This window comes from Piscinibacter sp. (assembly GCF_050175855.1).
Lineage (GTDB): Bacteria > Pseudomonadota > Gammaproteobacteria > Burkholderiales > Burkholderiaceae_C > Piscinibacter.
On record NZ_JBFXIO010000404.1, the window covers coordinates 1 to 4424 of the forward strand.

4 protein-coding genes are annotated in these 4424 nt (G+C 72.3%); 3 read left to right on the top strand and 1 reads right to left on the bottom strand.

From position 1 onward, the window contains the following. The 3 genes from xrtQ to AB7U92_RS22525 all read left to right on the top strand — a co-directional run. Positions 1 to 731, top strand: a 731-nt coding sequence (gene xrtQ / locus AB7U92_RS22515; protein WP_428582303.1) for an exosortase Q, incomplete at its 5' end; no start/stop codon positions are given. Then, positions 718 to 1257, top strand: coding sequence for a hypothetical protein (locus tag AB7U92_RS22520; RefSeq protein ID WP_428582309.1), 540 nt, complete (start codon positions 718 to 720; stop codon positions 1255 to 1257). The genes xrtQ and AB7U92_RS22520, both read left to right, overlap by 14 nt. Next, a complete protein-coding gene (locus AB7U92_RS22525) occupies positions 1254 to 2516 on the top strand; it encodes a biosynthetic peptidoglycan transglycosylase (RefSeq protein WP_428582305.1) in 1263 nt (420 codons plus the stop codon). Before AB7U92_RS22520 ends, AB7U92_RS22525 begins: the two co-directional genes overlap by 4 nt. Here AB7U92_RS22525 and AB7U92_RS22530 read toward each other — a convergent pair. Continuing rightward, the coding region (locus AB7U92_RS22530) for an alpha/beta hydrolase family protein (protein WP_428582307.1) at positions 2517 to 4424 on the bottom strand (1908 nt) is incomplete at its 5' end. It lies immediately after the preceding gene.

Consider the following 4424-nt stretch of genomic DNA (forward strand, 5'->3'; position numbering starts at 1 on the left):
GGATGCTGGCGCGCGTTCGCGACGGCTCCGACCAGCCGCTCGGCCTGGCCGCGCTGGCCGTGCTGCTGATGCTGCTGGCCACGCGGGCGCACACGCTGCGCATTGCGCCGCACATCGGCTGGCTGGCCACGGGCGTGGCGCTCACGCCGCTCGCCAACGCCGCGTTGCTGGTTGCGCCGCCGCTGGCCTGTGCGCTGATCGCTGCGCTGGCGCTGGCCGCCGCGCTGATGGCCTGGCTGCCGGTGAATGGGTCGCGCGCGCCGCTGGCCGGCCTGGTGCTGCTGGCGCTGCCGTGGATCGCCTCGCTGCAGTACTACGGCGGCTATCCGCTGCGCGTGGTCACCGCGCAGGCCAGCGCGGGGCTGCTGCAGCTGGTCGGCCTCGAGGCCGAGCGCAGCGGCACGGCCATGCTGGTGCAGGGCCGGCTGGTGATCGTCGACGCGCCCTGCTCGGGCGTGCAGATGGCCTGGATGGCCTGGTTCTGCGCCTGTGCGGTGGCGGCGCTGGTGAGCCTACGCGATGGCGACTTCGTGCGCCGCCTGCCGTGGGTCGGCGTGATCGTGCTGGGCGGCAACGTGCTGCGCAACACCGTGCTGGTCGCTCTGGAGTCGCGCCCGCAGGGCCTGGCCGCAGCGCTGCACGAGGGCATCGGCCTGGCCGCGCTGGCGCTGGTGTGCGCTGCGGTGGTCGGGGTGATCGCGAAGGGAGGCCGCCGTGATGCGATCGCCTGAACTCTGGCAGCGCCACTGGCCGGCGCTGGCGATGCTGCTGCTGGCGCTGTCGGCCGCGCTGCCGCTGCTGTCGGCGCCGCGTGTCGAAGCGACGGCACGCCACGCCGAGTGGCCGCACGAGTGGGAAGGCCGCGCGCTGCGGCCGCTGGCCACCAGCGAGGTGGAGCAGCGCTTCGCGGCACGCTTTCCCGGCGCGATCGCCCGCTTCTCCGACGGCCAGCGCGTGCTGGTGCTGCGCCGCGTGCACGAGCCGACACGCATGCTGCATCCGGCCGCCGACTGCTTCCGCGGCCTGGGCTACCGCATCGAGCAGGCCCGGCTGGAGCACGACGCGCAGCAGCGCCTGTGGCGCTGCTTCGCGGCGGAGGCGGGCGATGGCGCGCGGCTGCGCGTGTGCGAGCGCATCGAGCCGCTCGCGGGTGGCGACGGCGAGGCCTTCGTCGATCCGTCGTCGTGGTTCTGGGCGGCGGTGCTGGGCCGATCGAAGGGGCCCTGGCAAGCGGTGACCGTGGTGGAGGCGATGTGATCAAACGACTGCTGAAGTTTCTGGCCGGCGTGCTGCTGGCCGGGGTGCTGGTGATCGCCGCACTGGCGGCGCTGGCCTGGAACGCGGTGGCGCCGCAGCCGGGCGAGTGGACGGCCCGGCTTGCGCTCTGGAAGTTCGAGCACCGGGCCAGCGTGCCCACGCTGCTGCGCTGGGCCACGCACCCGCTGGTGATGCCGCAGCTGGTCGGCCGCCGCCTGGGTGACTGGCGGGTGGAGAGCGCCGCAGGGCATCGCCTCGAAGCGCGCTGCGCGCCCTGCCGTGTGCAGCTCGATGCGCTCGGCCCGCAGCCGGTGGCGATCGACGAAGCGCGGCTGATCGCCGACGTGCGTGGTGCCGATCGTTTCGACGGCACGCTGCGCCTGGGCGCGGCCGAGGCGCCGGTGACACTGCGCTGGCGCGGCGAACTGAAGCGCGAAGGCCTCGCGCTGCAGGCCGAGTTGGCGCCCACGCCGCTGGCGCGCGTAATGGCGGTGTTCGGCGAGGCGCTGCCCGAAGCGCGGCGCGCACGCATCGACGGCACGGTCTCGCTGCGCGCCACGGCCACATGGGGCGCGGAAGGGCTGTACTTCGCGAAGCTGGTGCCGAAGCTGGCCGACGTGTCGGTCGACGGACTGGGCACCGAGACGCTGCGCGACGTCGACGTGGCGGCGCGCTGCCGGCCGCAGCCGGCCATCGGCCGCGTCGGAGGCTGGATCCAGAACGCGGTGATCGCCGCCGAGGATGCACGCTTCTTCGAGCACCCCGGCTACGAGCTCGACGCCTGGCTCGCGGTGTTGATGGCCAACCAACGTGACGGCCAGAAGCTGCAGGGCGCCAGCACCATCACGCAGCAGCTCGCCAAGCTGCTCTACACCGGCGACGCGCGCGACCCGGCGCGCAAGCTGCGCGAGTGGCTGTATGCGGTGGAGATGGAGCGCACGCTAGGCAAGGGCCGCATCCTGCAGCTTTACCTGGCCGTGCTGCCCTGGGGCGACGGCATCTGCGGCGCCGAGGCCGCGGCACGCCACCACCTCGGCAAGCGCGCCAACCAGCTCAAGCCGCACGAGGCCGCCTGGCTGGCCAGCCTGCTGGTCAACCCCGACCAGCAGCTGCAGCGCTGGGCGCGCGACGAGGACGCCGCACGCGAGCGCGCCGCCGCCGTGCTCAAGGGCATCAAGCGGCTGCCGCGCGAGCGCCGCGAGGCCGAGCTCGATGCGCTGGTGAGCTGGCGGCCGCCGATCGGGCGGCAGGCGCGATGATCACTTCAGGCTGGAAGCCAGGAAGGCCTCGAGCCGCTGCGCGAAGTCGTAGCGGGTCTCGGCCTTGAACCAGCCGTGCCACTCGTCGGCGTAGAGCACCCATTGCGGATCGTTGCCGGCCTTGCGCAGCGCCGCACGCATGCGCTCGCCGTGTTCCAGCGGAACGCGCGTGTCCTCGCGCCCGTAGGCCAGCAACAGTGGTGCCTTGATGCGATGCGCCAGCTCCACGGGAGCTATGGCAGCCAGCCGCTCGACCTCCGTGTTCGGATCCCCGATCAGCACCGGCAGCGAGTGGCGCCTGGCCTCCTGCGAGATGTCGTTCACCCAGGGCAGGCCGAAGAGCAGGCGCGGATCGGTGACGGCCACCCAGGCCGCGCCGCAACGAAAGACCTCGGGGTCGCGCGCCAGCCCCATCAGCGTCGCGTAGCCTCCGTAGCTCCCGCCGGCGACGCACACCCGTTTCGGGTCGATCCAGCCTCGTCCGGCGGCCCACTTCACGGCGTCGATCAGATCGTCCTGCATGGCCGCGCCCCACTGCTTCCAGCCAGCCTCGAAGTGGCGCACGCCGTAGCCCGCGCTGCCGCGAAACTCGGGTTCGATCACCACGTAGCCTCGCGATGCGAGGAACTGCGCATCCGCGTTCCATTCCCAGCGGCGTCCGCGCACCCAGGGGCCGCCGTGCACCAGCAGCACGGCCGGGCGCGGCACAGCGGCATCGCCCGCGGGGCGCGTCACCCAGACGGGAATCTCCAGGCCGTCGCGCGCCTTGATGCGGTGGAGGTCGAGCTGCCCCATGCGACGCGGATCGATGTCGCCACGGACCGCGCCCACGCGCTGCCACTGGTCGCCCACCGGCCGGTAAATCCAGTACTCGCCCGGATGCTGGTCCGACCACGAACGAACCAGCACCACGGCGTCGTCGGCCTGGCATCGGCGGCAGGTGAGCCGGTTCACGCGGCCGGGCAGCCGCAGGTCGACCGCCTTCTGAAGCTGGCGCAGGCGCGGATCGAACCAGACCGTGGTCTCCGCGTCCGTGGTCGTGCGCACGCCCAGCGTGCGGCCTTCGCCGTAGCTGCCCACCAGCCTGCCGGAGAAGTCGAAACCGGGCGTGCTCACCAGTGGCGACGGCTCGGGCTTGCCGCTGGCGAAGTCGAAGCGGTAGAGCGCGCGGTATCCCGCCTCGCCACGTGCCAGGGTCACGAAGAGCTGCCCGTCGGTATCGGTGGTGTGCGCCAGGAACGGCATGCGCAGGCTGGGGCCGCTGGCGATCGGTTTCCAGCCGCTGTCTTCCGAGCGGCGCCAGTGGTAGGTGCTCGTCCCGTCGCGCGTGGTCGAGACCAGCCAGGGACGGCCCTTGGCGTCGAACCACCAGCCGGTGGCGCCATCCGGTGCGCCCATGGCGAGCGATCGGGTCTGCTGTGTCTGCACGTCCAGGAGAAGCGGCGCGATCGATTCGACATCGCCGATCGCGCTGCGCGAGACACGCCCGACGATGACCTTGGCCTCGCCCGTCTCGGGCACCGAGAGCAGTTCGTGGTCCCACTCGAGCAGGCGCTCGTTCTGGCGCTGCGAGACGTAGACGTCGCGGCGCATCTTGATCAGCTGGCGCATGCCCGAGCCGTCGGCCTTCACGCTGAACAGCCCTGGCGCGCGGCGTTGATCGCCGCCGCCGAGCGTGCGGTCGACGAGGTTGAAGACGAGGTACTCCTCGTTCACCCAGCGGAAGGAGTAAATGTCCGCGTCATCGAAGCGGGCCACGATGCGTGGCTGCGCACCGCCCGCCAGGTCGAAGACCGCCAGCGCCACCCGGTCGCTGCCCACGCCCGACGTCAGCGCGAGCTGCCGACCCGAGGGCGAAAGCGCCACCTCGTCCATGTCGGCATGGCGATAGAACGCCTGGACCGGTAT